Source organism: Chelatococcus sp. YT9 (assembly GCF_018398315.1).
In the GTDB taxonomy this organism is placed as follows: domain Bacteria; phylum Pseudomonadota; class Alphaproteobacteria; order Rhizobiales; family Beijerinckiaceae; genus Chelatococcus.
The window spans coordinates 1,554,769-1,575,474 of the sequence record NZ_JAHBRW010000002.1 but is presented as its reverse complement, the minus strand read 5'-3'; the positions used below and the strand labels follow the sequence as shown (position 1 = coordinate 1,575,474).

General features: G+C 62.3%; 20 protein-coding genes. 12 read left to right on the top strand and 8 right to left on the bottom strand.

The genetic code is table 11. The features are described 5' to 3' along the window. Positions 1-21 precede the first annotated feature (21 nt). Positions 22-276, bottom strand: a complete 255-nt coding sequence (locus KIO76_RS27160) for a hypothetical protein (RefSeq protein ID WP_213326680.1) — start codon at positions 274-276, stop codon at positions 22-24. Between the two features lie 84 nt (positions 277-360). On the opposite strand from KIO76_RS27160, the gene KIO76_RS27155 reads away from it, so the two are divergent. The 4 genes from KIO76_RS27155 (at position 361) to KIO76_RS27140 (ending at position 4,311) form a co-directional block, all read left to right on the top strand. Continuing rightward, positions 361-1,404 carry an L-idonate 5-dehydrogenase gene (locus tag KIO76_RS27155; protein ID WP_213326679.1) on the top strand — a complete coding sequence of 348 codons (1,044 nt, stop codon included), beginning with the start codon at positions 361-363 and terminating at the stop codon, positions 1,402-1,404. Then, positions 1,340-2,923: an NADP-dependent phosphogluconate dehydrogenase gene (gene gnd / locus KIO76_RS27150; protein WP_213326678.1), complete on the top strand. Its 1,584-nt coding sequence runs from the start codon at positions 1,340-1,342 to the stop codon at positions 2,921-2,923. The genes KIO76_RS27155 and gnd overlap by 65 nt, the downstream gene beginning before the upstream one ends. A 115-nt stretch (positions 2,924-3,038) precedes the next feature. Further along, on the top strand, positions 3,039-3,806 hold the full coding sequence (locus tag KIO76_RS27145) for an SDR family oxidoreductase (protein WP_213327137.1): 768 nt from the start codon (positions 3,039-3,041) through the stop codon (positions 3,804-3,806). Then, positions 3,793-4,311, top strand: a complete 519-nt coding sequence (locus tag KIO76_RS27140) for a gluconokinase (RefSeq protein ID WP_249730059.1) — start codon at positions 3,793-3,795, stop codon at positions 4,309-4,311. The genes KIO76_RS27145 and KIO76_RS27140 overlap by 14 nt, the downstream gene beginning before the upstream one ends. A 112-nt stretch (positions 4,312-4,423) precedes the next feature. Here the strand turns inward: KIO76_RS27140 and KIO76_RS27135 are convergent, their stop codons facing one another. From KIO76_RS27135 to KIO76_RS27120, 4 genes are all read right to left on the bottom strand, one after another. Then, positions 4,424-4,738 (bottom strand): hypothetical protein, encoded by a 315-nt coding sequence (locus KIO76_RS27135; RefSeq protein ID WP_291975905.1) that lies wholly within the window; start codon positions 4,736-4,738, stop codon positions 4,424-4,426. Further along, complete coding sequence (locus tag KIO76_RS27130) at positions 4,728-5,006, bottom strand: hypothetical protein (protein WP_213326677.1); 279 nt, start codon at positions 5,004-5,006, stop codon at positions 4,728-4,730. The genes KIO76_RS27135 and KIO76_RS27130 overlap by 11 nt, the downstream gene beginning before the upstream one ends. 599 nt (positions 5,007-5,605) lie before the next feature. Next, positions 5,606-6,649, bottom strand: coding sequence for an NAD(P)-dependent oxidoreductase (locus tag KIO76_RS27125; protein WP_213326676.1), 1,044 nt, complete (start codon positions 6,647-6,649; stop codon positions 5,606-5,608). 59 nt (positions 6,650-6,708) lie between these two features. After that, on the bottom strand, positions 6,709-7,884 hold the full coding sequence (locus KIO76_RS27120) for a Gfo/Idh/MocA family protein (protein ID WP_213326675.1): 1,176 nt from the start codon (positions 7,882-7,884) through the stop codon (positions 6,709-6,711). A gap of 407 nt (positions 7,885-8,291) precedes the next feature. Here KIO76_RS27120 and KIO76_RS27115 point away from each other — a divergent pair, with 407 nt between their 5' ends. After that, a complete protein-coding gene (locus KIO76_RS27115; RefSeq protein WP_249730058.1) occupies positions 8,292-8,732 on the top strand; it encodes a DUF983 domain-containing protein in 441 nt (146 codons plus the stop codon). Positions 8,733-8,750: 18 nt separating this feature from the next. Here KIO76_RS27115 and KIO76_RS27110 read toward each other — a convergent pair whose 3' ends face one another. The 3 genes from KIO76_RS27110 to KIO76_RS27100 are packed head-to-tail and all read right to left on the bottom strand — an operon-like array spanning position 8,751 to position 13,187. Next, positions 8,751-9,947, bottom strand: a complete 1,197-nt coding sequence (locus KIO76_RS27110; protein ID WP_213326674.1) for an acetate/propionate family kinase — start codon at positions 9,945-9,947, stop codon at positions 8,751-8,753. Further along, a complete protein-coding gene (locus KIO76_RS27105; protein WP_213326673.1) occupies positions 9,944-11,374 on the bottom strand; it encodes a bifunctional enoyl-CoA hydratase/phosphate acetyltransferase in 1,431 nt (476 codons plus the stop codon). The genes KIO76_RS27110 and KIO76_RS27105 overlap by 4 nt, the downstream gene beginning before the upstream one ends. Next, a complete protein-coding gene (locus tag KIO76_RS27100; RefSeq protein ID WP_213327133.1) occupies positions 11,358-13,187 on the bottom strand; it encodes a PHA/PHB synthase family protein in 1,830 nt (609 codons plus the stop codon). Before KIO76_RS27100 ends, KIO76_RS27105 begins: the two co-directional genes overlap by 17 nt. Positions 13,188-13,584: 397 nt before the next feature. On the opposite strand from KIO76_RS27100, the gene KIO76_RS27095 reads away from it, so the two are divergent. From KIO76_RS27095 to KIO76_RS27065, 7 genes are all read left to right on the top strand, one after another. Then, a complete protein-coding gene (locus KIO76_RS27095) occupies positions 13,585-15,342 on the top strand; it encodes an alkaline phosphatase (protein WP_213326672.1) in 1,758 nt (585 codons plus the stop codon). Between the two features lie 83 nt (positions 15,343-15,425). Next, positions 15,426-15,896, top strand: coding sequence for a hypothetical protein (locus tag KIO76_RS27090; RefSeq protein ID WP_213326671.1), 471 nt, complete (start codon positions 15,426-15,428; stop codon positions 15,894-15,896). Next, the gene (locus tag KIO76_RS27085) at positions 15,896-16,579 is read left to right on the top strand and encodes an ABC transporter ATP-binding protein (RefSeq protein WP_213326670.1); all 684 of its coding nucleotides are present in this window, start codon (positions 15,896-15,898) and stop codon (positions 16,577-16,579) included. Before KIO76_RS27090 ends, KIO76_RS27085 begins: the two co-directional genes overlap by 1 nt. Before the next feature lie 13 nt (positions 16,580-16,592). Further along, a complete protein-coding gene (locus KIO76_RS27080) occupies positions 16,593-17,942 on the top strand; it encodes an FtsX-like permease family protein (RefSeq protein WP_213326669.1) in 1,350 nt (449 codons plus the stop codon). Between the two features lie 174 nt (positions 17,943-18,116). Further along, positions 18,117-19,058, top strand: a complete 942-nt coding sequence (locus tag KIO76_RS27075; protein ID WP_213326668.1) for an ABC transporter permease — start codon at positions 18,117-18,119, stop codon at positions 19,056-19,058. Continuing rightward, positions 19,058-19,933: an ABC transporter permease gene (locus tag KIO76_RS27070; RefSeq protein ID WP_213326667.1), complete on the top strand. Its 876-nt coding sequence runs from the start codon at positions 19,058-19,060 to the stop codon at positions 19,931-19,933. Before KIO76_RS27075 ends, KIO76_RS27070 begins: the two co-directional genes overlap by 1 nt. Before the next feature lie 6 nt (positions 19,934-19,939). Then, positions 19,940-20,689: a glycerophosphodiester phosphodiesterase gene (locus KIO76_RS27065; protein ID WP_213326666.1), complete on the top strand. Its 750-nt coding sequence runs from the start codon at positions 19,940-19,942 to the stop codon at positions 20,687-20,689. The last annotated feature ends 17 nt before the right edge of the window (positions 20,690-20,706 follow it).

Here is a 20,706-nt window from a genome sequence, read left to right as displayed (position 1 = left end):
CTGGCGGTGCCTCGCGCTTATTCACAGGCCAAGCGCGCCGGACGCAGCCGAACGGATCAGGATCGAGCCTTCACCCATGGGAAAAACTACCGCAGTGCCAATGCCCTGTCCCGTGGATAACCGCCAAGCCACGGCACGGCAAGCATCATCACCCATGCCGCGGGCCGCGTCGCATTCCATCTGTGCAAAAAAGTGATGGAAGAGGTCGTTGTATCCTTGGAGTTGGCCCGATACGGGGCGTAGAACAAGCACTGTGCTGCTCGTGCTCGTCATCATGACGGACATCGCGCAAACCGATATAGACTCTCACGCGGAAATGGGCCGGCGTGGTCCAGCCATGAGAATTGTTCGAGGAACCACATGTCGTCACCATTGGGCGTTGTCGTTCATGCACCGAAGGATCTGCGCGTCGAGGCGGTTGCAGCTGTCGCGCCAGGCCCGGGGGAAGTGCGCGTCGGTATTGAGGCCGGCGGCATTTGCGGATCCGACATGCACTATTTCAGCCACGGCGGCTTTGGCACGATCCGGATCAAGGAGCCCATGGTGCTCGGCCACGAAATAGCCGGGACGGTGGTGGAACTCGGTGCGGGCGTCAGTCATCTCGCCGTCGGCACCCGCGTCGCCGTCAATCCGAGCCGCCCGTGCGGCGTCTGCAAATATTGCCGCGAGGGCGCCCAGCGGCAGTGCCTCGACATGCATTTTCTCGGCAGCGCCATGCGCTTTCCGCACGCTCAGGGCGGCTTTCGCCAGAGCCTGACGATACAGGCCGAACAGGCGGTGCCGATCGCGGATACCGTGACCATGGGTGAAGCCGCTATGGGAGAGCCCCTGTCTGTCTGCCTGCATGGCGCGCGCCAAGCCGGGCCGCTGATGGGCAAGCGCGTGCTCGTCACCGGCTGCGGGCCGATCGGCATGTTGACCGTGATCGTCGCGCGTTATGCAGGCGCGGCCGAGATCGTCGTCACCGATGTCAGCGATTTCCCCCTGACGATCGCGCGCCAGGTCGGCGCCACGCGGGCCATCAATATCGCCGCCGAGCCTGATGCCCTTGAGGCTTATGGAGCCGAGAAGGGCACCTTCGATGTGCTGTTCGAGGCCTCCGGACACCAGTCCGCTCTCGTGGGCGCCTTGACCGCCCTACGGCCGGGCGCGGTCATCGTGCAGCTTGGGCTCGGTGGTGACATGACCCTCCCCATCAATGTCATCGTGGCCAAGGAACTGCAGCTGCGTGGGACATTCCGTTTCGATTCCGAGTTCAACCTCGCGGTTGAGCTGATGAATCGTGGGCTGATCGATGTGAAACCGCTGCTCACCGCCACGATCCCTTTCCGGGAGGCGAATGAGGCCTTCAACCTTGCGCTTGACCGCTCACGCGCCGTCAAGGTTCAGATGGCTTTCACCTGATCGACGGCCCAACCTCGGCCCTGCCCTCAGCAGGGATGGCGTATCGCGAGACGGCCCTGCTGGTCAGGGAATATCCCGCCTTCGCGCGAAACAGGAACGAGATATGACGACAAAGGCATCAGTAGGCGTTCTGGGTCTCGGGACCATGGGCGCCAATCTCGCCCTTAACCTGGCGGACCAAGGCGGACAGACGGTCGCGCTGTTTAATCGCACGACGACCAAGGCGCAGGAACTCGTGGAGGCCAATCCGGCGCTCGCGCAGTCCCTGGTCCCTACCGATAGCCTCAACGCTTTTGTCGCCGCCCTCTCCACCCCGCGGATCATCATTCTCATGGTGCAGGCCGGCGCGGCCGTCGACGAGCAGATCGCCGCGCTCGAGCCGCTCCTCGAAAAGGGCGACATCGTCATTGACGCTGGCAACGCTGATTTCAACGATACCCGCCGCCGCGCGGCAGCGCTGAAAGACAGCCCAATCCGCTTCGTCGGAATGGGAGTGTCGGGTGGCGAGCTCGGAGCCCGCCATGGACCATCGATCATGGCGGGCGGCGATGCCGACGTCTATGCGATCATCGGCCCGATCCTCGAGCGCATCGCCGCCAAGTACCACGGTGTGCCATGTGTGGCGCATATGGGACCCGACGGTGCCGGTCATTTCGTCAAGACCATCCATAACGGCATTGAATACGCGGACATGGAGATGATCGCCGAGGTTTACGGCATCATGCGCGATGGTCTCAGCTTGCCGGCCGCTGAGGCGGCGAAGGTTTTCACCCGCTGGAACGAGGGCGGACTCTCCTCCTATCTCATCGAAATTTCGGGCGTCACCCTCGCGGAGATCGACCCTGACACTGGCAAGCCGATGGTCGATGTGATCGTCGATGAGGCCGGTCAGAAGGGCACCGGCCGCTGGGCGGTGATCGAGGCGCAGAAACTCGCCGTCAGCGCCACGACCCTGGAAGCCGCGGTCTCAGCACGCATCATCTCCGCCCATCGGGCTGAACGCGCCCGCACGGGAGCAATTTATGATCTCGCGCCCGCCGAGAAGCTCTCCGGCATCGACCTGGACGCGCTCGAAAAGGCGTTAGAAACAGCCAAGATCATTGCTTATGCGCAGGGCTTCGTCATCATGCAGGAGGCATCGAAAGCCTTTGGCTGGAACCTGCCGCTCGGCAAGATCGCTGAGATCTGGCGTGCCGGCTGCATCATCCGCTCGCGCTTCCTCGACGATATCACGCGCGCGTTCGATGCGAGCGAGGCACCGGAAAACCTCCTCCAGGTGCCAGAGTTCGTGAACCGCGTAAAGGCAGGCCAGGGCGCGCTGCGGCGGGTGGTGGCGCAGGCTGTGCTCGCGGGCATCCCGGTTCCCGCGCTCTCGGCCGCACTCGCCTATTTCGATGACCTGCGCCGGCCGCGCGGCACCGCCAACCTGATCCAGGCGCAGCGCGACTTGTTCGGCGCCCATACCTTCCGCCGGCTCGACCGGGATGGGGTTTTCCATCACGAATGGCCACCGGTCTGATACCCTCAATGAGCCTAGGGTGTCGCCCCGGGGAGGAGCGACACGGCGCGCGATGATCAAGACCGCTCGGTACTGCGGTTCGCCGATGGTGGAACGTCACGGGACAGAAAACGTCATGAGTTTACAATTGTTTGATTTGTCCGGACGCATCGCGCTTGTCACCGGCGCCGGCCAGGGCATTGGTTATGCACTTGCGCAGGGTCTAGGAAAGGCCGGCGCGCATATCGTCATCAATGGCCGTGACGCCACCCGCCTCGAAGCGGCCGCGGAGCGCCTCCGGGGCGAGGGCCTGACCGTCGCGACCGCGCTCTTCGATGTCACCGACCAAAAGGCCGTTGTCGCGGGCATCGAGATCGTCGAGCGTGACGTCGGCCCGATCGACATCCTCGTCAACAACGCCGGAATCCAGCGGCGCACGCCCCTCGAGGATTACCCGGCCGAGACCTGGCACGAACTTATGCGCGCCAACCTCGACAGCGTCTTCTACGTCGGGCAGGCCGTCGCCCGGCACATGATCCCGCGCAAGCGCGGAAAGATCATCAATATCGCCAGCCTGCAAAGCGAGGCCGCCCGCTATTCCATCGCGCCCTACACCGCCTCCAAGGGCGCGGTGAAGAACCTGACCCGCGGCATGTGCACGGACTGGGCACGTTACGGGCTGCAAATCAATGCGATCGGCCCCGGCTATTTCGACACGCCGCTCAACGCCGCGCTCGTCGCCAATCCCGAATTCGACACCTGGCTGAAGAACCGTACCCCGGCTGGCCGATGGGGGAAGGTGGAGGAGTTGCAGGGCGCCGCCATATTTCTCGCCTCCAGCGCCTCGAACTTCGTGAATGGCCAGATCCTTTACGTCGATGGAGGCGTGCTTGCGACACTCTGATCAGCCGGTCGCCATCGTACTCATGGGGGTCGCGGGTAGCGGCAAGACCACACTCGGCCTCGCGCTTGCCGAGCGCTTCGGCGTCGCGTTCTATGACGCCGACGATTTCCATCCGCCGGCCAATGTCGCCAAGATGTCCGCCGGCATCCCACTGAACGATGACGACCGGGCTCCCTGGCTCGAAAGGCTCGCCGCGCTCCTGCATGACTCGATCGCCGAAGGCCGCTCCGTGGCGCTCGCGTGTTCGGCGCTCAAGAGGCGGTATCGTGATCGCCTGCGCGAAGGCTGTCCCGACATTCTCTTCGTCCACCAGGTCGGCGATCGAGACATGATCGCGGAACGAATGAAGCGCCGAACGGACCACTACATGCCGCCATCGCTGCTCGACAGCCAGTTCGCAGCCCTCGAGCTACCGGACACTGATGAAAGCGTGTTGACCCTGGATGGCACTGAACCGCCGGATGCCTTGGTGGACAAGGTCGTCGCGCGTCTGGTGCGTTCATAATATTGCGAACGCAAGCGGGGCTTCGAGGGATAGATTTATCGCCGCGACCTGCCGCAGGATGGTCCGCGTTACGTCACAGCTGCGCGGCTCGTTACAAGCCAATTGCGGTGACTTAAGCGCGGCCGGCAATCTGCATTTGGCGGAGATCCGGGTCGGAACTGCGCTGCGCCGTCATCACCAGTGCCTTTTGCAGCATTGCGATATCCGCTTGAGGATCCGGTTGCCAACCACAAGGACATGCATTGTCGCCACGATGAGCATCGTGAATTTCCCTGTAGACCGAGCCTAGTGCTTCGGCCGCCATGCTCAGGACAGTCATCGGCGGCAGACGGCTGCCGTGCAACACATTGCAGAATGCCGCCATGACTGCCTGCCGCAGCTCGACTTCGTAGAAGCTCCTGTCCTCCGAGGATGTATTACGCTGCACGATACCCGATCCTTTCCTCGCATGAGGCGGCGGACACCGGCGCATCCGCGGCATCGACCAGCGCGACGGTCAGGAGATCGACAAGCCTTTGCATGCGTCGCGACAGCACGTCATAGGCCCTCGCGCTCGCGTTGGCCGGCCCTTTTACAAAGGCATAGGCGCATTTCAGCTCCAGTCTAGTTGCACCGGTTCGCAGCAACTCCTCAACGACTAAGCGGTCCACCCTTCCTACGACCGCCGCCACATCGCGCTCACGAATAACGCTCATATCGATCCTCAATCTCCACCGGAGGCTTCCGCTCGCGAAGCATCGCTGTGCGAACCGAATTATCGGCAGGTCCATATCCTCGGAAATTGCGGCAGCGCAAAATCTAAAACGCTCCCATTTCCAATGTTCAATAAAATATATCCCAGTATTTGAAATATTTAAAAATAGATCATAAAGCGGAATAAATCGAATTTAAAAATCATATCTTCATCACGACGCTGAATTTTTCAAACGGCCTCCGATCAACGATACTTCCGATACACGGACGGCCACACACATATCGGCTAATTCGATTCAGCGCAAGTCGCCCCGTCAAACGGGAAGGGAAATATTTAGCAATCACAAATTATTATTTCTCTAATCTTTGTGATAAGGCCAGCACAACGGTGGCGTTCACGCAGGTCCTATTCAACGCATGCTCCTCTGCGTCAGAAAATCAATCAGGCCACCCGAGCGGATCGTCATGCAGAATGAGGAACAAGCGCGCTAAGCCGCGCCATGAGAAGGCGTTCTCCGGACGTGAAGAGGCATCCCGGCCAACTCTCTGGCAAGCAGGGCAGATCAAGCCGCCCGAATAGCGGCAGTTGCGGCCCGAGCCCTCAATCCTTTTCGTCGGTGGGATGACCGCCCTGTGCCGGGGGGCTGCGCATCTTACAGACCGTTTCCCAGCGTGCCGGCTGCATGCGCTGTGGCGGCAAGCCGCGCAGGACGAGGCCGAGATCATCGAGCACCATCTCGCCGATCATCTCCATCGCGGCGGGAATGCCACCGGCGCGATGGGGAGAAAGCAATAGACGACTCTGGCGCACGGGGTCACCAACACCGATCGGCTCGGCCGGAAACACGTCCGTTGCCCCTCGAAAACGTCCGGCATTGGCGAGGTCGACAAAAGCTTCGAAGTCCACCACGCCCGCGCGACTGCCAAGCACAACCACACTGTCGCGCCCGATGCGCTCGAGTTCCGGGCGTCCAAGAAACCCCTGGTTGTCTGACGTAACTCCCGCGAGAATGAAGAGAAATCGGGAGGTGGACAGCACGGTGCCGAGATCCGCTGGCCGCACCTGCTCGGCACGCAACACGTTATCCGGAAACCAGGGATCATAGACCTGGATATCGGCCGCGAAACCGTTGAGCAGGCGGCGAAGGGCTCGCCCGATATTGCCGTAGCCGATCAGCCCAACTCGCGCCTCGCTGATCAGCAGGGCATCGGCGTTTCCTGCGAGGCCGTAGCGCTCCCGCCCCGCACGTACTGCGCCGTCGGCCGCCGTGATGCCCCGTGCAAGGTCGAGCGCCAAAGCCAGCACCATCTCCGCCACGGGCACTGCGAAAGCGGGCGCGATGGACAATACCGCGATGCCGCGCGCCAGACAGGCGTGATAGTCAATGTTCTGGTAGAAGTTGCCTTCAACATTCAAAACGGCCCGCAGCTTGGCGGCGCGCTCCACGCGTGCAGTCGGCAAAGCCGTCTGCCCGATGATGGCGACGGCCTCGGGAAGTCGCGCCTCGACCAGGCTATCGCGCATCGGTCCCTGCTCGTCCTCGATGATCTCGGCCATTGCCGATAGGCGCTCCCATTGCGCCGCATTGAAGATGCGCTGGCGCTGGCGCGGAAAGGGATCTAGAAGCACGACCGGCTTTGTCATCACGTCCTCCCCTGCTCTGTCATTGTATGAATGCCCGGCGACCTGCGCCCGACAATCGGTCAGACGTGCGGAACCTGCGCCCATGTGCCGCTTGCGGTCGAGGCAAGACAAGCCTCGATGAAGGCAAGACCTTCCGCCCCGTCCGCGGCCGTCGGCACCATGCGCGCGAAACTGTCCGGCTCACGGCCCGCGCGCCGCGATGCGACGAGCGATGCGAAATCCCGGTAGATATTGGCGAAGGCTTCGAAGAAGGCTTCTGGATGTCCCGGCGGGAGGCGCGCAGCCTGCCGGCTGTAGGGATGGAGGGTCGGCAGCCCCCGCGTTCGCACCTCCGCCGGCCGCGCATTGCGCATGACGCGCAGCTCGTTGGCGCTGGCCTGTGCCCAGGCAAGCCCCCCCTCCTCCCCATAGGCTTCCAGGGTCAGGGCGTTCTCAGCACCGGTGGCCGCCTTGGTCACGAACATCACGCCGCGCGCGCCGCCTTCGAGCCGCAGGATCACCGACGCCGTATCGTGGGCCTCGCGGCCGGGAATGACGGCGCCGACGTCCGCCAGCACGGCCTCAACCCTGCGCCCGGTCACGAACGTCAGCATCTGATGGGCGTGGGTACCGATATCGCCGAGCACATGGCTCAACCCGCCGCGCGCCGGATCGAGACGCCAGCGCAGGCGATCCGTCATGGCGCCGGGGTTGCCTTCGACATGCGAGCCGAGCGACCCTTGCACGTAGTTCGCCTGGACAAGCCGCAGGGTGCCGAGTTCACCGGCCGCGACCGCGCTCTTCGCCTCGCGCAGCATCGGATAGCCTGAATAGTTGTGAGTGAGGCAAAAAATGAGGCCGCGCTCGCGTGCCTTGGTCACCAAGGCACGCGCCGAAACCAAATCATTCGTCAGCGGCTTGTCGCAAATCACATCGAGACCCGCATCGAGGGCCATTTCGGCGAATCTCTCATGACTATCATTCGGGGTCATGATCGCAACCGCATCGATGCCGTCGGACAGTTCAGCCTCCGCCGCCAGCATAGTCGCCACGTCGCTGTAGCCCCGGGGCAGACCGAGCACTTCCGCCTCCTTCATCGCACGGTCGGACTGGGAGGATAGAACGCCGGCGACAAGTTCGAAGCCATCGTCGAATCGGGCTGCGGTACGATGCACCGGGCCGATGAGGGAGGTCCCTCCCCCGCCGATGAGGCCGAGGCGCAAACGGCGACCAAGCAGTTGAATGACAGCATTCATGGTGACAGCCTCGTCTTTATTGAACAAGAAGGGGCGGGATCCGACGCGTCGCGGACTATGTGCTCAGATACGCCACGATGAAGCATCCCATCGAACTTACAAAGCCCTGACTTGAGAGCGTCGAGAGGAACCGGCCAGAGGCGAACGGCGCGGGCGCGCCGCCTGCCATCGCCTGATACCGGCGGCGAAGGGCCGCTTCGTAAATGACGGGCGAATAGCCATACAATTATATGATGTATGGATCTGATCGTAGCTCAGGATTCCTCCGCAAGTCCGCTTTCTCTTCACCTTGTGCGGCTCCGCCAGCGACACCATGGCTTATTGGCCATTGAACGCGGATTATGTATGCATACATTCACCATACAGACTGTGTGAGCAGCCGGCCTTCCCCTATCGAGGAACATGCTATGTCCCGGGACATGATGTCGAAGAACGAGCAGTGGCCGCCGTTGCCGCCCATGAGCACAGGCTTGCGTGGGCGCTGTCCGCGCTGCGGGCAAGGCCATCTTTTCAACGGCTTCCTGACATTGGCGCCGGAGTGCGAGGTCTGCGGCCTCGACTATAAGTTCGCCGATCCCGCTGATGGCCCGGCCTTCTTCGTCATGATGTTCGTCTGCATCCCGGCCGTTCTTTTCGGCCTGTGGATCGATGTAGCCTTCGAAGCGCCGTGGTGGGTTCATCTCCTCACGACCCTACCCGTGCTGCTTGTTTCCTGCATCCTTCCCCTCAGGCCGCTTAAGGGTTGGTTGGTCGCAAGCCAATTCTTCTTCAAGGCGGAGGAAGGAAGGCTCGCGCGGCCGGATGAATACCAGCCTGCCAAAGCGGCTCCGCAATCCACGAGCCACTGAGGTCGGGCGCCGGCTCCATTAGCCCCCGCTAGAAAGCGCCTGAGCCAACACCACCTCGGCCTCGTCGGCGATCACCTGTTCCTCGTCGGTGGGGATGACGAACGCGCTCACGTGGCTCCCCGCTGCGCTGATCACCTCCGCATTCGCCAGATTCGCACGCCCGTCGAGCGCGAGGCCGAGCCAAGCGAGACGCTTGGCGACAGCGGCACGCACCTGTGGCTGGTTCTCGCCAATGCCCGCGGTGAAAACCACCGCATCGAGGCCGCCGAGCGTCGCAGCGAGACGCGCGATCTCCCCCGCGATGCGGAATGCGAAAACGTCTAACGCCTCACGGGCTGCCTGCTCGTCGCTCGCCAGCAGTTCGCGGCTGTCGGCGCTGATCCCGGACATGCCGAGCAACCCGGATTGCTTGTAGAGAATATCATTGACCGCGGCGAGATCCCGCGTTCCATCCTCAAGGAGATACAGGATCACCCCCGGATCGAGCGCACCGCAGCGCGTCGCCATCGGAATGCCGTCGAGGGTTGAGAAGCCCATGCTCGTATCCCGGCTCACACCGGCCTCGAGTGCGCAGAGGCTTGCGCCGCTGCCGAGATGAGCCGCGACAACCTTGCCTTCGGCAGCAGTTGGTGCGAGCCGCGCAAGTTCCCGGGCGATGAACGCGTAGGACAATCCGTGGAAGCCGTAGCGCTTGATCCCTGCATCATGCAGCACACGCGGCAGCGCGAAACGGCGCACCACGTCGCCCTGGGTGCGGTGGAAGGCGGTGTCGAAGGAGGCCGTTTGCGGCAAGGCTGGGCGCAGGTGGCGGATCGCGCGGATCAACCGCACACATTGCGGCTGATGCAATGGCGCGAGGGGTGTTAGCGCAGTGATCCCGTCCAGTGCCGCGTCGTCGATCAGCACCGCCTGGGAGTAGGCGTCGCCACCATGCACAACGCGGTGGGCCACGGCAGTCACCGCAGCGATATCGAAATGCTGCGCTAGCCACTGGAAGGTTTCAGCCAGCACGTCCTCGATGGGTCCGTCAGGCGCCGCTGCAAGGGCTACATCTGCTGTAGCCGGCCCCTCGGTGAGGTGGAATGTGAGCGGCCTGCGCCGGAAATCGATCGTCCCCTTGCCAATCCGAAGGCAGCGTCCGTCGACACGCCCGAACAGTCCGATCTTGACCGTAGACGAACCTGCGTTGAACGTGAGGAGCAGCCGATCGCTCACCGCACCGCCTCCTTGACGATGGCACGGCCGGCGGAAACCAGCTTGGCCAAGGCGGCGGACGCTATCCGCACCTTGAGCGAGTCCGAGCGGCTGGTCAGGATGATAGGAACACGGGCTCCCAGCACGAGGCCGGCGGCATCCGCGCCGGCGAAATAGATGAGCTGCTTGGCGAGCATATTGCCGGCCTCCAGATCCGGTACAAGGAGGATGTCCGCCTGCCCCGCCACCGGTGAGACGATTCCTTTCGTTCGCGCCGCTTCGGGATTGATTGCGTTGTCGAAGGCGAGCGGACCATCCACGCAAGCGCCGATGATCTGCCCGCGCGCCGCCATCACCGTCAGGGCAGCCGCATCAAGTGTCGACGGCATGGCGGCGTTGACAGTTTCGACTGCAGCGAGCACTGCGACTTTCGGCTCGGCAATGCCCAACGTTCGCAAGAGGTCCACCGCATTCTGGCAGATGTCACGCTTGTGCTCGAGCGTGGGCTGAATGTTGATCGCCGCATCTGTGACGATCAGCGGCTTTCCATAAGCTGGCACATCCATGGCATAGACATGGCTGATGCGCCTTTCCGTACGTAATCCCGAGTTAGGATGGACAACGGCGCCGAGCAGTTCATCGGTATGCAAGCTGCCCTTCATCAACGCCGCGACCTTGCCGGCGACCGCGAGCTCCACGGCTCGCGCGGCGGCCGCATGGCTATGCGCGACAGGCTCAATTGCCAGTTCCGCGAGCGAAATCTTCGCCGCTGCCGCAACCGCCCGGATCTTTCCTTCGGGTCCAACGAGGATCGGATCAAGGAGGCCCTCGTCGCGCGCCTCGATGGCCGCGCTCAGCGCTTCCGGCGAGCAGGGATGCACGATGGCGGTGCGCAGAGGCGGCAGATCGCGAGCCGCTTGAACGAAAGCCTCGTAGCGGTCATGACGGCGCAATGTGACATCCGGCAATTTCATGCGCGGCCAGCTTACCGAGGCTTGAGGCGCTATCACGGTCGCCACGCCCGTCAGTACCTCTTCACCCCTCTGGTTGGTACAGCGGGTGTCGAGGCGCACGATGTGCTTCTCTGCGCGCTTCTCCTTGACCGTCGCCGTCACCGTGATGGTATCGCCGGGCAGCACGGGATGACAGAACTTCAGATCCTGCCCGAGATAGATCGTTCCTGGACCCGGCAACTTCGTGCCGAGCAAAGCGGAAACCAGCGCTCCAGTCCACATGCCGTGGACGACGATATGGCCAAACCGATCGGATGCCGCGAAAGCGGTATCGAGATGGGCCGGATTGACGTCACCCGAGACAGTCGCGAACAGGTCGATATCATCGCGGCCAACGGTCCGGGTCAGGGAGGCGCTTTCGCCCAGAGCGAGTTCGTCGAACGTCCGGTTCTTGAGCAAAGTATCGTTCACCTCAGCCTCACCTCTGTTGAACATAGGAGCCGGGCGCTGCGCCGAGCGGCCTGTAGCCCTTGTCTTCAGCGCCCATCGCAGGAGGAGCGACACCCTCCGGTGTCGAATGTCGAGCCAGCCATTCTCCCCACGCCAGCCACCATGACCCATCCTGCTGCCCTGTCGCCTCGGCCCATTCGTCCGCGCTCAGGCACACATCAGTCGCCTTTTTCTCCCCCACACGGAAGCGGCGACGGGGGCGGCCTGGCTCGCTCACGATACCGGCATTGTGGCCACCGCTGGTCAACACGAATGTCACCGCGGTATCGGTGAGATAGTGGATCTTATAGACGGAGCGCCAAGGCGCGACATGGTCCCGCTCTGTCCCTACCGCGAAGATCGGCGCCCTGATGTTCTGAAGCGCAGCGGGGCGTCCATCGACCATGAAGCGGCCCGCCGCAAGCTCATTGTCCAGATAAAGCTTCTGAAGATACTCCGCATGCATGCGATACGGCATCCGCGTCGAATCCGCATTCCAGGCCATCAGGTCGATCATCGGGGCACGCTCGCCCATGAGATAATCATGCACGAGCCGCGACCAGATCAGATCATTCGAGCGCAGCAGCTGGAATGCTCCCGCCATCTGGTCAGCGGCGAGATAGCCGCGACTCCACATCATGCTATCGAGAAAGTGCATCTGGCTATGGTCGATAAACAATGCGAGCTCTCCCGGCTCGCTGAAATCCGTCTGGGCGGCAAGAAGTGTGAGGGAACCGAGCCTATCGTCACCTGCGCGCGCCATAGCCGCTGCAGCAATCGCCAGCAGCGTGCCACCAAGGCAGTACCCGGTCGCGTGGATCTTGACACCGGGAACGATGGCATTGACGGCTTCCAATGCCGCCATCACGCCTTGCCGACGGTAGTCATCGAGCCCAAGGTCACGATCAGCCCCGTCCGGATTGCGCCAGGACACGCAGAACACCGTATGACCGCTCTCCACAAGATGACGGATAAGAGAGTTATGCGGGGAGAGGTCAAGAATGTAGTATTTCATGATCCAGGCGGGCACGATCAGTATGGGCTCAGCAAAAACATCTGCTGTCGCCGGCTTATACTGGATGAGCTCGATGAGATGGTTGCGGAAGACAACTTCGCCCGGCGTCACGGCGACATCCCGCCCAACCACGAAATTCTCCGTGCCGGCGGCAGGCTGGCCGGTCGCAAGGCGACTGACATCGTCAAGCCAGTTCTTGTAGCCTTCGAGAAAGTTGAGGCCTGCGGTCTGCCAGGATTTGGCGATGACCTCTGGATTGGTGAAAATGTTGTTGGACGGTGACGCCACATCGAGGAGCTGACGCGCCGTGAACGATACGACGTCCTCATGATGCGGCGTCACGCCGGGCACATCGCGTGTCACGTTGTGCCACCATTGTTGATTGAGCAGAAAGGCTTGAACAAGAAAGTTAAACGGAGGCTTCTGCCAGGCCTCGCCGGAAAACCGGTTGTCTCCGGGCAGCGGCTCGATGCATGGCGGTGTCTGCGGCTCATGGCTTGCCACGGCAACATGGCCCGCAAATCGGATCGCCTTCCGGACTGCCTTTGTCAGGAGCTCGGTTTGCTTTCCCGGCGCATGAGCCAGATGAACGGACCAATCGAACAGGGCCAGCGCCGTCGCCGCCGGCGACAAGCCCCCGGTCATCTGAGCCGTCAGCGCCTCGCGCATGCGGTCAACGGCCGCGAAGGCTTCATGGCCACTGCCGTCGGCCTGGTGGTGAGCACGAACGGGTGCCGCTGGAGACGAAGCCACGGGCTGTGCCTGCGGCCGCAGTGAGGGTTGCGACACCCCCGGGAACGGCATGACGTGCCCGGTCTGCATCACCGCTGCCTCGACAGCACCCGCGCGGGACTTGTTTCTCACGGTACTATCTTTTTTCACGGCGTTACCTACCAGTCGTACAGGGAACCGATTTGCAGAACGTGGCATACTGTAACGACGAACCGTAAGGTGTCAGCTTTCTGCAGGGTTGATCCTGATCAATCCTTCACGGGTAATTCACACGGTTGGGAGGGCGTTTGGACGGGGGCGCACTGCCGACCGCCCTGGCCGGTTTCACAAAAGCGGGAGCACCGGCTTCCAACTTTTTGCCTCTCAGCCGCGGATACGTTGCCGGGTAAGCTTTTCAGTCCGCAATAGAGTTGTCATGTGGAGGGGCTATACGCCCGGCATCGATCATCCGATGCTCTACGAGGCACCCATGAAGCAGTTTCTTGTCGCACTGCTCGCGACCACGGCCCTTGCCGGCGCCGCCGAAGCAGCCACGGTCTACCCGCTGGATCGCGCGACCATCCTCACCTCCTCGCCTTTCGATTTCAAGGTTGAGTTCGACGGTGTGGTGAAGCCCGAGGACATCAAGGTTACCGTCAACGGCCAGGACTACAAGACCGTCTTCGGCAAGGAAGCCGAGTTCGTGGCCGAGGAAAAGGGTGCAAAGGACAAGGTGCTCGGCTCTGCGCTCATCCTGCGCGGCCTCTCGCTCGCCACTCCCGGTGCCTACAAGGTCGATGTGTCGGCAGGTTCCCAAACGAAGAGCATCACCTGGGACGTCTACAATACCGGCGACAAGCCGAAGGCCAAGAACGTAATCTTCCTGATCGGCGATGGCCTCTCGGTTGCCCACCGCACGGCTGCCCGCATCATGTCCAAGGGCATGATGGAGGGTAAGGCGAATGGCCGTCTGAACATGGACGACCTCGACCACATGGCCTTCATCGGCACGTCCTCGACCGAGGCTGTGGCGACCGACAGCGCCAACACGATGTCCGCCTACATGACTGGACACAAGACGGCCGTCAACGCGCTGGGCGTCTATGCCGACCGCACCCCCGACAGTCTCGACGATCCCAGGGTGGAGACGCTGGCCGAGGCCCTGCGCCGCCAGACGAAGAAGTCAATCGGCATCGTAAGCACGTCGGAGCTGCAGGACGCGACACCGGCCGCCGTCGTCGCCCACACCCGCAAGCGCGCCGACAAGGCCGAGATCACCGAGATGATGTTCGAGATTAAGCCGGACGTCGTGCTCGGCGGTGGCTCCGCCTATTTCCTGCCGAAGACAACGCCTGGCTCGAAGCGCAAGGACGAGAAGGATTTCATAAAATCTTTCCGGGATGCGGGTTACGCGCTTGCCACCGACAAGGCCGAGCTCGCTCACGTCGCCGGAACAAACACGGGCAAAGTGCTCGGCCTGTTCCACACCGCCAATCTCGACTCCACGCTCGACCGTGAGTTCCTGAAGAAGGGCACGGTCGACAAGTTCCCGAACCAGCCCGGTCTTGTTGAAATGACGCAGGCCGCGCTCAACCAACTGTCGAAGAATCCCGATGGCTTCTTCCTGATGGTCGAGGCGGCCAATATCGACAAGATGTCCCATCCGCTCGATTGGGATCGCGCAGCCATCGACACCATCGAGTTCGACAAGGCCGTCGGTGTGGCGCGCGACTTCGCGGCCAAGAACCCTGACACACTGATCATCGTGACGGGCGATCATACCCACGGCGTGTCGATCATCGGTACAGTTGACGACAGCAAGGCCGGCGATGAAATGCGCGAGAAGGTTGGCACTTATGCCTCCGCGGGCTTCCCGAACTATGTGGATAGCAATGGCGATGGATATCCGGATCGCGTCGACGTGTCCCGTCGTCTGTTCCTGAACGCCAACAACGGCCCGGATCACTACGAGACCTATCGCCCGAAGCTCGATGGCCCCTTCGTTCCGGCTATCCAGAACGAGAAGAAGGAATATGTGGCCAACGAGGCTTACAAGGACGTGCCCGGCGCCGTTTTTGTCGCGGGCAACATCCCGCGCGACAACGACACCGGCGTCCATGCGGTCGACGACGTCGTGCTGCAGTCATCGGGCCCAGGTTCTGAAAGCTTCAAAGGCTACATGGAACAGAGCGATGTTTATCGGATCCTCGCCGATGTCATGGCGCTCGGCGTAAAGCAGACGCAGTAATCCCGTCGACGGCTATGAACACACCCGGGCACGCATCCGGGTGTGTTTGTATTCGTGGAAACTGGCAAACATTAGTGACATCGATGTCCAAGATAAAGACCATCGCAGCCCCAACGCGCCGCCAGATCCTGGGAACGCTCGCCGGAACAACCGCCGCTGCCTGGGCCTCCAGGGTTTGGGCTGCGGCGCCAAGCCTCACATTCGAGGAGCTCTACGGGAAGGTCGGCGTGCTCGGGCTCGAATTCTCGGCGAAGGTCAATGCGTTGAAGGGCCGAACGGTGGCGATGCGCGGATTCATGGCACCGCCGTTGAAAGCTGAAGCGAACTTTTTCGTTTTGACAAAGATTCCGATGGCGCTTTGCCCCTTTTGTTCGTCAGACGCTGATTGGCCCGACGATATCGTCGTGGTCTATCTCGGCGACAAGCAGACCTTTGTTCAGCCGAGCACGACGATAGAAGTTCATGGCAAGCTCGAAACTGGATCCTGGACCGATCCGGAGACCGGTTTCGTCAGCCTTCTACGCCTGCGTGATGCTCAATACAGTATCGTCTGATGGCGCTTCACGATCTGTGCCTCAATGGCGTCGAGATGATTTTCCCGGGACTCACGGCACCCGTGCTGAGCATTGCGAGCCTCAGGATCGAAGCGGGAACGCGGGTCGCCATCGCCGGAGCTTCGGGATCTGGAAAGAGCACGTTCGTCAATTTGGTGACCGGCCTCGAACGCGCGAGCAAAGGACGCATCACGTGGAACAGCACGGATCTCGGCACCCTCTCGCAAGGTGAGCGCGACCGTTGGCGTGGTGAGACCATTGGCCTCGTGATGCAGGATTTCCACCTGTTTCCTGGCCTCTCCGCATTGGACAACGTACTGCTTCCCGCACGCCTTGCCTTCGCGACCATGCCCCAGCATGTGCAACGTGCGCGTGATCTTCTCGAGCGCGCCGGGCTCAAGCAGCCGCAGCAACGCGTCGAGACGATGTCGCGGGGCGAGATGCAGCGCGTCGCCGTGGCCCGTGCGCTCCTGCGCAAGCCCTCGATCATTGTCGCGGATGAGCCGACGGCCAGCCTCGATGAAGACAACGGCAAGGCGGTTGGCGACCTCATCTTCGAACTGGCAACGGCGGAGAAAAGTACACTGATCACCGTATCGCACGACAAGCGCCTGATTGCGCGCTTCGAACGACGGATCGAGCTCGCGAACGGACGCATCGTCGCTGACACGGCGCGGTGCTAGCCAGGGGACAGCTGTGCTTCACTTCATCCTCGCCGATTTGCGACGCTTCTGGGCAGGCTCCATCGTGATCATTGCCCTTGTCGCCCTCGCGACGGCGCTCGGCGTCACCGTCACTCTGCAGGAGCGCGCCCTGCGCCTCGGCAGTGCGCGCGCTGCCGACAAGTTCGATGTTATCATCGGCGCGCCCGGCAGCGAAACCCAGCTTCTTCTGTCCACGGTCTTTCTGCAGCCGGCAGCCTTGCCGTTGCTCCGTGGCGGCGTCCTGGCGGATCTGACAAAAGATCCGCGCGTTGTCTGGGCTGCGCCCGTCGGCTTCGGCGACAGTTTTTCCGGGTATCCCATCATCGGAACGACGTCCACCCTTGTCCAGAACACGTCATCAGGATTTTCAGCCGGCCGTCTCTTCGCCTCGGAAACCGAGGCAGTGATCGGATCTGCCGTTGATCTTCCAATGGATACTGTCATCAAGCCCGTGCACGGTACGGCCGAAACCGGTGGCCATACCCATACGGAACTTGCCTATACAGTCGTCGGCAAGCTGGCTCCGACCGGAACGCCATGGGACCGTGCCATTTTTGTGCCGATCAGCGCCGTCTGGCACATCCATGGAATGGCGGAAGCGCACGACCACGCCGGGCATGACCATGAGCCTGCCGGTGAAGGTCACAACGGCGAAGGTGTCGATGGCAAGAACGCCTATGGCGATCATGGGGAGGTGGGCCAGCAGGACCACGCCCATGGAAGCGAGGGCACCCACGCGAGCGAAGAAGAACATCATCAGGGCGAGGCCCAGTTGGCAACGCTGAACGAGGACTTCGGCGCTGGCACCCCCGGCATCCCAGCTGTTCTCGTCAAGCCCAAATCTATCGCTGATGCCTATCGTCTACGCCAGGATTATCGCAGCGAGACATCCTTGGCGGTCTTTCCCGGTGAGGTCTTGACACGGCTCTATGCAACGCTGGGTGATGCAAAGCTCGTCCTCACCGCCGTCGCGATCGGCGCGCAGGCTTTGGTTGCCGCCTCCCTCGTGCTCGTGACGATCCTTCATCTCTCCCAGCGTCGCCGACAGATCGGCGCGCTCCGTGCGCTTGGCGCACCCCAACTGTCAGTCTCGCTCATCGTCTGGCTGGAGCCTTTCCTGCTGATCCTCGTCGGGATCGCGCTGGGCTTCGTCTTTGGTTATGCCGCAGCGCTTGCGTTGTCCGCGCTCGTGACCCAAGGCAGCGGTGTCAGGCTGCCCGTGGAGTTCGCCCGAAGCGATCTCTGGTCCGCGCTGCTCCTCGTCGTCTTCGCGGCGCTCCTGGCGCTGATCCCCGCCGTCCTCGCCTATCGGCAATCACCGGCAGCAGCGCTACGCGCCTGAGACGGCATCTTGGAGTGAAACATGGTTTAGCCGACAAGTCGCTCCCGTCTGCAGAATGTTCGGGGGACGGCCGGGCCTGGAGTCGCACCGCGGCAAGGGCTGTCATATGGCTGTCGTGGAACAGAGAGCACATAGGTCCTTTCATATGGACACCAGAATCTGATTGGTTTCACCATGCTGCGCTTTCTGGCTGTGCGGGCGGCTCGCGCCGTTCTCACGCTATTCATCTGTGTTTCAGCCGTGTTCATTACTTTACGGCTGGCGGGCGACCCCGCCGAGATCATGCTTTCCGTTGATACCCCTCCTGAAGTACGTGCCTACTACAGTGAATTGTGGGGCCTTGATCAGCCAATATACGACCAGTATATCCGATATTTTACCAGCGCGCTGCGCGGAGATTTTGGCTTATCTTTCGCGGACGACCGCCCCGCTTTCGATGCAGTGATCGAGGCCTTGCCGAATACCGCCCTCCTCGGCTTCTCATCTCTTTTGTTGGCACTCGTCATTGGCCTCCCGCTCGGGATTGTGGCCGCTCTCAAGCATAACAGCGCGATTGACAGGCTGGCGATGGCATCGGCCGTCTTTGGTTATGCCGTACCCGTCTTCTTTCTCGGCATCCTGCTGATCCTCCTCTTTGCGCTAAAGCTCAGGGTGCTTCCATCCGCGGGCTCCGATAGCCTTATTCATCTTATCCTGCCCGTCGTTACGCTCGGCCTCCCCCTCGCGGGCCGCCTTGCCCGCTTTGCCCGCACATCGACGCTGGAAGTTCTCGGCAAACCCTTCATCCGAGCTGCTCGTGGTCGTGGCGTGATGCCGGTCGGCGTCATCGTTCGCCATGCGCTTCCTAATGCGTCCGTGCCGCTGTTGATGTTTCTGGGCATCGAAATCGGCAACATTCTTGCCGGCAGCGCCGTTGTCGAGACCATCTTCGCCTGGCCGGGCATCGGCCGCCTGCTCGTCGACTCCGTGGCGACCCGAGATCTGCCGGTGGTGCAGGCGGTGATCATCACGATTACCCTGATCATGGTGTTGGCAAACCTCCTGGTCGACGTCCTCCATATTCTGATCGATCCGCGCCTCGGCGGCTTCAGCAAAGCCTCGGGAGCCCAGGCGTAATGGCGACGCTCGATACTTCGGCGCCAGTCGGACGCCCCTCCGCCTCTCTCGGCATGTCGCCGGTCGTGATCGTATCGGCCGCCTTTCTCGTGCTCATGGTCCTCGTCGCCATCTTCGCCGAATGGTTGGCGCCAGCTCACTATACCGCGCAGAATCTCGCCGCGCGGCTGCGGCCGCCGATGAGTGTGCAAGGTGATTTCACCTATTATCTCGGCACCGACCAGCTCGGCCGCGATATCCTGAGCCGGCTCATCTACGCGATCCGCACATCAATCCTGATCGCAGTTCTCGGCACGCTGACTGGCGCCGTCTTCGGCACCCTACTCGGCTTCATCGCTGCGCGGCTGCGAGGCTGGCCCGACCAGGCGATCATGATGCTCGTCGATACGCAGGCGGCAATCCCCGCGTTGCTGCTCGCCCTGACAATGCTTGCTTTCTTCGGCAACAATGTCTTTCTGTTCATCATCCTCGTCAGCCTCGACGGGTGGGAGAAATACACACGGCTCGCCCGCGGTCTCGTGGTGTCTGAACAGACGAGCGACTATATCAATGCCGTCGAGGCCCTCGGCGCGCGTTCCGGCCGGGTCATCCTCAAGCACCTCCTGCCGAACATCGTCGCGGCACTCGTCGTGCAGGCGACGCTGAACTTTCCAGGCACCATCCTTCTGGAGACCTCCCTCTCCTTCCTCGGCCTCGGGGTGCAGCCGCCGGGGACATCGCTCGGCCTCATGTTGGGAGAAGGCAGGCGCTACCTCCTGAATGCCTGGTGGATCGCCGTTTTTCCGGGCTGTGCCATTTTCCTGACGACGCTCGCGATGAGCCTCTTCGGCGACTGGCTGCGCGACCGTCTCGATCCAACCGTCGACCGAGGATAAACCGACATGGCCTTTGCCTGGATGGAGCCTGCGGCGCCTCCACTCGTCATTGCTCACCGCGGAGGCGCCCTGCTGGCGTCTGAGAATACCCCGGCCGCCTTTGTCGCAGCGCGCAGTGCCGGGGCGCATGCTGTCGAGACGGATGTGCGACGTACAGCCGATGGTGCTCTGGTCTGCGTGCACGATGCCGATCTCTCACGGCTTGCGGGAGACCCGCGCCAGGTCAGTACGCTAAGCCTCCGCGACTTGCGCCACTGCCTCCCGGCCGTGATGACGCTCGACGAAGCGCTTACGGTTTCCAGGGGGTTAGGCGTCCTTCTCGATGTGAAGATCACCGACAGCGCGATCCTCGCTCCCATCATGGCGCTCCTGGCGGAACGCGAGGCTATCGAGCGCACCATGCTCGGCTTGCGCAATCTATCGCTGATCGAAGCCGCCCGGATGCGTTCGGACGCGGTCAATATCCTCGCATTCCTCGATGATCCGGATTCAGCGCCCGAGGCGCGGCGCGCAGGTGCCGACTGGTTCCGGCTGTGGGAAGGTGCCGCTACCGCCCCGCGGGCCGAGTCTGCGCGCGCGGAAGGCCTGCGCCTCGCGGTCATGGTGGGCCAGCCGCGGAGCCAACCCTTGCCTGGCGAATATCCGCCCTTCCCAGTCGGGCATATCGATCACGAGGGGCTTGAGGGGCTCGCGGCCATCGCGCCCGACGCCATCCTTCTCGATGACCCACGGCTCATCGCCTCCGGCCGCTCGTAACCCCACGCGGGGCACCA

Excerpts from the sequence above, each read along its gene's own strand:
- KIO76_RS27105 (WP_213326673.1), bottom strand. The coding sequence starts at position 11,374 with ATGTTCAACAGAGGTGAGGCTGAGGTGAACGATACTTTGCTCAAGAAC.
- KIO76_RS27095 (WP_213326672.1), top strand. The coding sequence starts at position 13,585 with ATGAAGCAGTTTCTTGTCGCACTGCTCGCGACCACGGCCCTTGCCGGC.
- KIO76_RS27120 (WP_213326675.1), bottom strand. The coding sequence starts at position 7,884 with ATGAATGCTGTCATTCAACTGCTTGGTCGCCGTTTGCGCCTCGGCCTC.
- KIO76_RS27085 (WP_213326670.1), top strand. The coding sequence starts at position 15,896 with ATGGCGCTTCACGATCTGTGCCTCAATGGCGTCGAGATGATTTTCCCG.
- KIO76_RS27160 (WP_213326680.1), bottom strand. The coding sequence starts at position 276 with ATGATGACGAGCACGAGCAGCACAGTGCTTGTTCTACGCCCCGTATCG.
- KIO76_RS27130 (WP_213326677.1), bottom strand. The coding sequence starts at position 5,006 with ATGAGCGTTATTCGTGAGCGCGATGTGGCGGCGGTCGTAGGAAGGGTG.
- KIO76_RS27070 (WP_213326667.1), top strand. The coding sequence starts at position 19,058 with ATGGCGACGCTCGATACTTCGGCGCCAGTCGGACGCCCCTCCGCCTCT.
- KIO76_RS27090 (WP_213326671.1), top strand. The coding sequence starts at position 15,426 with ATGTCCAAGATAAAGACCATCGCAGCCCCAACGCGCCGCCAGATCCTG.
- KIO76_RS27145 (WP_213327137.1), top strand. The coding sequence starts at position 3,039 with ATGAGTTTACAATTGTTTGATTTGTCCGGACGCATCGCGCTTGTCACC.
- KIO76_RS27065 (WP_213326666.1), top strand. The coding sequence starts at position 19,940 with ATGGCCTTTGCCTGGATGGAGCCTGCGGCGCCTCCACTCGTCATTGCT.
- gnd (WP_213326678.1), top strand. The coding sequence starts at position 1,340 with ATGAGGCCTTCAACCTTGCGCTTGACCGCTCACGCGCCGTCAAGGTTC.
- KIO76_RS27075 (WP_213326668.1), top strand. The coding sequence starts at position 18,117 with ATGCTGCGCTTTCTGGCTGTGCGGGCGGCTCGCGCCGTTCTCACGCTA.
- KIO76_RS27125 (WP_213326676.1), bottom strand. The coding sequence starts at position 6,649 with ATGACAAAGCCGGTCGTGCTTCTAGATCCCTTTCCGCGCCAGCGCCAG.
- KIO76_RS27155 (WP_213326679.1), top strand. The coding sequence starts at position 361 with ATGTCGTCACCATTGGGCGTTGTCGTTCATGCACCGAAGGATCTGCGC.
- KIO76_RS27115 (WP_249730058.1), top strand. The coding sequence starts at position 8,292 with ATGTCCCGGGACATGATGTCGAAGAACGAGCAGTGGCCGCCGTTGCCG.
- KIO76_RS27100 (WP_213327133.1), bottom strand. The coding sequence starts at position 13,187 with ATGCCGTTCCCGGGGGTGTCGCAACCCTCACTGCGGCCGCAGGCACAG.